The sequence below is a fragment of the Candidatus Ruminimicrobium bovinum genome (genome assembly GCF_902760015.1).
Taxonomy (GTDB): Bacteria; Elusimicrobiota; Endomicrobiia; order Endomicrobiales; family Endomicrobiaceae; genus Ruminimicrobium; species Ruminimicrobium bovinum.
This window is the reverse complement of the sequence record NZ_CACWEU010000169.1, coordinates 1-6,201: the sequence shown is the minus strand read 5'-3', so window position 1 is coordinate 6,201 and position 6,201 is coordinate 1. Positions and strand designations below refer to the sequence as shown.

Annotated in this window: 7 protein-coding genes; all 7 read left to right on the top strand. The window is 32.8% G+C overall.

Features of this window, described 5'->3' with window-relative positions; all coding sequences use genetic code 11:
- A partial coding sequence (locus ACMUOV_RS05590; protein ID WP_413854121.1) for a phosphate ABC transporter substrate-binding protein occupies positions 1-820 on the top strand: 820 nt, incomplete at its 5' end.
- A gap of 132 nt (positions 821-952) precedes the next feature.
- On the top strand, positions 953-1,828 hold the full coding sequence (gene pstC, locus ACMUOV_RS05585) for a phosphate ABC transporter permease subunit PstC (protein WP_413854120.1): 876 nt from the start codon (positions 953-955) through the stop codon (positions 1,826-1,828).
- A 43-nt stretch (positions 1,829-1,871) separates the two neighbouring features.
- On the top strand, positions 1,872-2,729 hold the full coding sequence (pstA, locus tag ACMUOV_RS05580) for a phosphate ABC transporter permease PstA (RefSeq protein WP_413854119.1): 858 nt from the start codon (positions 1,872-1,874) through the stop codon (positions 2,727-2,729).
- On the top strand, positions 2,723-3,472 hold the full coding sequence (gene pstB, locus ACMUOV_RS05575) for a phosphate ABC transporter ATP-binding protein PstB (protein ID WP_413854118.1): 750 nt from the start codon (positions 2,723-2,725) through the stop codon (positions 3,470-3,472). The genes pstA and pstB (ACMUOV_RS05575) overlap by 7 nt, the downstream gene beginning before the upstream one ends.
- 16 nt (positions 3,473-3,488) lie before the next feature.
- Positions 3,489-4,253, top strand: a complete 765-nt coding sequence (pstB, locus tag ACMUOV_RS05570; RefSeq protein WP_413854117.1) for a phosphate ABC transporter ATP-binding protein PstB — start codon at positions 3,489-3,491, stop codon at positions 4,251-4,253.
- 162 nt (positions 4,254-4,415) lie between these two features.
- Entirely contained in the window at positions 4,416-5,078 is a 663-nt protein-coding gene (gene phoU, locus ACMUOV_RS05565) for a phosphate signaling complex protein PhoU (protein ID WP_413854116.1), read from the top strand.
- Between the two features lie 89 nt (positions 5,079-5,167).
- Entirely contained in the window at positions 5,168-6,178 is a 1,011-nt protein-coding gene (gene pilM, locus ACMUOV_RS05560; protein WP_413854115.1) for a pilus assembly protein PilM, read from the top strand.
- The last annotated feature ends 23 nt before the right edge of the window (positions 6,179-6,201 follow it).

Here is a 6,201-nt window from a genome sequence, read left to right as displayed (position 1 = left end):
CGAAAAAACAGGAATACAGATAAAGGGTTCCGATACCATTGTAAATTTAGTTCAGGTGTGGGCGGAAAAATTCAGTTTGTTAAATGATAAAATAAATGTAGGTGTTACCGGTGGCGGAACCGGTACCGGTTTTGCTGCTTTATTAAATAATACTTGCGATATTGCAATGGCATCAAGGAAGGTTGAAGAAAAAGAAATAAATATTGCAAAAGAACATAATGTTTTTTATAAAGAATATATCGTAGGGCTTGACGGTTTGGCCGTTTTGGTTAATAAAAACAATCCTATACAAAAACTTACAATAGAACAATTACGTGATATCTTTATGTCAAAAATAACAAATTGGAATCAAATAGGCGGAGAAAACAGACCTATAGTTTTATTGTCAAGAGAAAGCAATTCGGGAACTCATATATTTTTTAAAGAACAGGTTATAAGACAAGCCGATATAAACAGTAAAGATGAATTTTCGCCTAAGGCATTACTTATGCCGTCATCGCAGGCCATAGTTGATGAAATTTATCAAAATCCGAATGCAATAGGTTATGTCGGGATAGGATTTATGAATGACCAGACAAAAGCCGTTGCAATTTCTGCTAAAAATTCCAAAGATTTTATATATCCTGCAATTGAAAATGTGATGTTAGGAAAATATCCTATTTCAAGACCTTTGTATTTATATACGAACGGAGAACCGAAAGGGGTTGTTAAAAATTTTATAGATTATGCTTTATCTAAACAAGGACAAGAAGTTGTTGCGGAAACTTCTTTTGTTCCGATACAGCTGAAAAGTTTAAAAGATGACAAGCTGAAAGAATGAAAAGTTTTATGTGAAAATTTTTTACAAAGTGAAAAATACATTAAATTTTACGTTAATGCAGCTAAGAATTTGTGAAACAAATTCGTTCTCAGCTCTTCAGCTTATAAGCTAAAAAACACGGAGTGTTTTTTTATGAACGGTAAAATAATTGATTATATTATAGAAAAAATAATTTTTTTGTGTGGTATCATTGCAATAATTTTTGTTGTTTTGATATTCGGCTTTCTTTTAAAAGAAGGGTTTGCTTTCTTTAAAGAATACGGTGTAGTTAATTTCGTATTCGGAAAATATTGGTATCCGTCATCAGATCCTGCTTCATATGGCGTGTTAGCATTAATAATAGGTTCTTTGCTTGTTACAGTAGGTGCGGCAATAATTGCGGTTCCTTTAGGTATAATGACGGCATTATTTATAGCTGAACTTGCTCCGAAAGGTATTAAAGATATTTTAAAATCAATAGTTGAACTTATGGCAGCAATTCCAAGTGTTGTTTTGGGTTTTGTAGGTATGGTAACATTAGTTCCTTTGGTAAGATCGATTCTTGATATACCTACAGGGTTAACAGCTTTTTCCGGCTCAATAGTTCTGGCTTTTATGGCTATGCCTACGATAGTTTCAATATCCGAAGATGCAATAAGGTCTGTTCCGTGGCAATATAAGGAAGGTGCTTATGCTCTCGGTGCAACAAAATGGCAAACAATAAGAAGGGTTGTTTTGAAAGCCGCAATGCCGGGAATAATAGCTGCAGTTATGTTGGGAATAGGAAGGGTGATAGGCGAAACCATGGCGGTTCTTATGGTGACGGGAAATGCTGCGGCAATACCGGATTCGATATTTGACCCTGTTAGAACGTTAACGGCAACAATTGCTGCGGAAATGGGTGAAACCGTCAAAGGCGGGCTTCATTACAAAGCTTTATTCAGTATAGGATTGGTTTTGTTTTTAATAACTTTTTCAATAAATTTTATTGCAGATTTGTTTTTAAACAAAAACAAAAAAAATTGTTGAAAATAATTTTAAACCAAAAATTTGCGGAGCAAATTTTTTTAATATGAACTTAAAATTAAGTCCTAAATTATCACAGAAAATAGCATATACTGCACTTGCAATTGCTACTATGATAGTTATTTTACCTGTTCTTACGGTTATAATAATTATCATAAAAAACGGTTGGTCGGCATTAAGTTGGGAATTTTTAACAACAATGCCTAAAGACGGTATGAGAGCGGGCGGAATTTTACCTGCAATACTTGGAACACTTGCAATTGTTTCCTGTGCAATTTGTGTTACTTTACCGGTTGGTGTATTTGCTGCCATTTACTTAAACGAATATGCTAAAGATAATTTATTGACAAGAATAATAAAGCTTGCAATAGTAAATTTAGCGGGAGTTCCGTCGGTTGTTTACGGATTATTCGGGCTTGGTATTTTTGTTATGATGATGGGGTTCGGTGTGTCGATAATTGCAGGCGCATTAACTTTATCAATAATGGAACTGCCCGTAATTATAACAACTGCCCGCGGTGCTTTAAACAGTGTTCCTTATTCGTTTAGAGAAGCAAGTTGGTCACTTGGTGTAAGTAAATGGCAAACAATAAGGAGAGTCGTTTTGCCTAATGCTCTTCCGGGTATTATGACCGGAGCAATTTTAAGCATATCAAGAATATCGGGAGAAACTGCTCCTATTTTGTTTACTGCGGCAGCTTTTTATGTTCCTCATTTGCCTCAATCAATGTTTGATCAGGTTATGGCATTGCCGTATCATCTATACATTATATCAACACAAATACCTAATATGCCGAAAAATATAATTTTCGGAACGGCATTGGTGTTGTTACTAATGGTTCTTTCAATGAGTTTATTTGCAATAGTTGCAAGACTTTATTTTAGGAAAAAAAGAAAATGGTAGATAAAATAAAAGTTGAAAACCTTAATTGTTTTTATTCCGGAAAAAAGGTTTTAAAAAACCTGAATATTACCGTTAAAAAAAATGAAATTCTTTCAATAATAGGTCCTTCCAACAGCGGCAAAACTTCGTTTTTAAGAACATTGAACAGAATGAATGATATGAATGTTAATTTTTCAAGGGAAGGAAATATTTTTCTTGATGATAAAAATATCTTTGACATGAATCCCGAAAAATTAAGAACAAGAATAGGTATGCTTTTTGCAATGCCTATACCTTTACCTATGTCAATTTACGATAACATTGCTTATGCTCCCAGAGTATTAGGTTTAAAAAATAAAAAAAATATGGATGAAGTTGTAGAACAATCTTTAAAAGATGCATCTTTGTGGGATGAAGTTAAAGACAGACTTGATTCTTCGGCAATAAAAATGTCCGGCGGTCAACAGCAAAGACTTTGCATTGCAAGAATTTTGGCAATAGAACCGGAAGTTATTTTATTTGACGAACCTTGCTCGGGACTTGACCCTATTTCGACGGCAAAAGTTGAAGAAGCAATGTTAAAACTTAAAGAGAAATATACCATAGTTCTTGTTACAAATAATGTAAAACAGGCCTCAAGGGTTGGAACAAGAACCGCTTTCTTTTTAATGGGTGAACTTATTGAAGTTGATAAAACAAGAAATATATTTTTAACACCTAAAAATAAAAAAACGGAAGATTATATTACAGGAAGGTTCGGATAGTTTGGAGTAATTTTTTATGAACGGTAACGTAAAAATTAAAATCAAAGAACTTAATTTATATTACGGTAATTTTCATGCATTAAAAAATATAAATATGGATATTAGAACAAACAGAATAACCGCTTTAATAGGACCTTCGGGTTGCGGAAAATCCACATTGCTTAGAACATTGAACAGAATAAACGATACAATAGACGGTGTTCGAATTACCGGTGAAGTTATTATTAACGGTAAAAATATTTACGGTGAAGATATGCAGGTTGACAGGGTTCGAAAAGAAGTCGGAATGGTTTTTCAAAGGCCCAATCCCTTTCCGTTGACGGTTTATAATAATATAGCATTCGGACTTGAAATAAACAGAATGGTTAAATCAAAAAAAGAAACGGCAAAAATAGTGCAGGAAAGTTTGGAAGATGTTTTATTGTGGGACGATTTGAAAAATAATTTAAAAATGTCGGCATTGAATTTATCCTTGGAGCAACAACAGCGTCTTTGTGTTGCAAGAGTTATAGCAATAAAACCGCAAATAATTTTGTTGGATGAACCATGTTCGGCACTTGACCCTAAATCTACTGCCAATTTGGAAGAATTAATGCAGGAATTGAAACAAAAATATACACTTGTTATAGTAACGCATAATATGCAGCAGGCAGCAAGATTATCCGATGATACGGCTTATATGTTTATGGGTAATTTAATAGAATTTGACCAAACATCCACAATATTTACAAATCCGTCAAAAAAAGAAACGGATGATTATGTTTCGGGAAGGTTCGGCTAATTTAGAAGAATGTATGATTTGAAGTAATGATGTAAAAATCGCAAAGCGGAAAATACATTAAACTTCAAGTTCAGTAATGCAGCTAAGAATTTGTGGAACAAATTCGTTCTCAGCTGCTCAGCTTTAAACTATAAAATATGCAGTATTTTTTATGGAGGAAATATGAGGCAATTTGATTTGGAAATGAATAACTTAAAAAAACGGCTTGTGGATATGGCTGAAATTGTGCAGGAAATGATAAAATTTTCCGTTGATATGATAGTAAAAAGAGATATCAATTTGTCAAAAGAAGTTTTTAACAGAGAAAGAGAAGCCAACCTTACCGAAATAGTTGTTGATGATACATGTTTAAAACTTATTGCACTTAACCAGCCGGTGGGAACCGATTTAAGATTTATTACATCTGCAATGAAAATTAACAGTGATTTGGAAAGAATGGGAGATGAGGCCGTAAATATTTGTGAAATAGGTGAAGAATTGTTAAAGTATCCGAATTTAAAACCTTTGATAGATATTCCAAAAATGGCAGTTGCCGTAATTGCAATGGTAAAAGATAGCATAGAGGCATTTAATTTGAGTGATGCCGATCTTGCCGATACGGTTTTATCAAAAGATGATGAAGTTGACGAGCTGAAAAAAATAATAATAAAAGATTTGTTGGCTTTTATGACGAATACATCTGACCAAACGACATTAATAAGAGCAATAGATTTGATGTTTATAGCAAAAAGTTTGGAAAGATTAGGTGATCATGCAACAAATATTGCCGAAGATGTAATATTTATGGTGCACGGTAAAGATATAAGACATTTGAAAAGTTTGTAAATGTATTTGATAAAAAGGACTTGAATATTTTTATGTATTGTGCTACAATATTGCCATTGATATTCTATAATGTTAGTGAGGAATAGTTGATGTTAGGAATAGATATAGGAACACGTTTTACAAAAATTTGTAAAATTGTTGAAGATAAGCATTCCAATAAAATTTCAATTGCAAGCGGAATGTCAATGACATATCTGGATAATGCTACAAATCAAAAAAACAGCATAGAAAGAATTTTAAAATCCATCGGAATTACAAGTAAAGAAGCTTCTTTTTGTACAATAGAAGAAAAAGATATTATTTCAAGAGATATTAATTTGCCTAAGGGCATAGATCAGGAAAATTTGGACAGTGCCGTTACTCTTGCCGTTGAACAAAGTTTAACGGAAAATTTATCTAAAATGTTACATTCCTATACCGTTACAAGAGAAATATCGGAAACAGAAAATAATATATTGTTTATGGCTGTTCCAAAAACTAAAATTTTTCAAAGGATGAAAGAATTAAGCGGTATATTTCCTATTAATGTTGTCGGTGTTACTTCAGAAATGATATCCTTAGTGAATGCATTTAATTTTTTTGCTCCCGTATATAAAGAAACGGATACCGTAGTTTTAGTTAATATCGGAGATACGAATACAAATGTTGTAATTTTGAATAAAAAGAAAATAATTTTCGTAAAAGATGTTGCTTTTGGCGGTAAACATATAACTAAAGAAATATCGGATATGTATCATGTTCCAGAACGATTAGCCGAAGAAATTAAAAGAAGACCGGAACTTTGGTCTTCTTTGGGCTTAAATATAAGAAATATTTTAAAAAGAACTGCAGCCACATTGCTGGAAGTTATTTTTGAGTTAATAGAATATTGCTCTACAAGACAAAGTATTCTTTCCGTTGACAGAATACTTTTAACCGGCGGCGGAGCTTCTTTACATGGAATAGATTTTTTTGTAAAAGATAATTTGGGTATGAATACGGAGAAGTGGAACCCGTTTGATAATGAAAATATTATTGGAATTGAAAATAAAGATTTGGGTTTTTTTATGCCGGTTGCATTAGGATTAGCTTTGGAAAAGGTGGAAGAACAACATGTATAGTATGAATCTTGCTGCCTCATTGT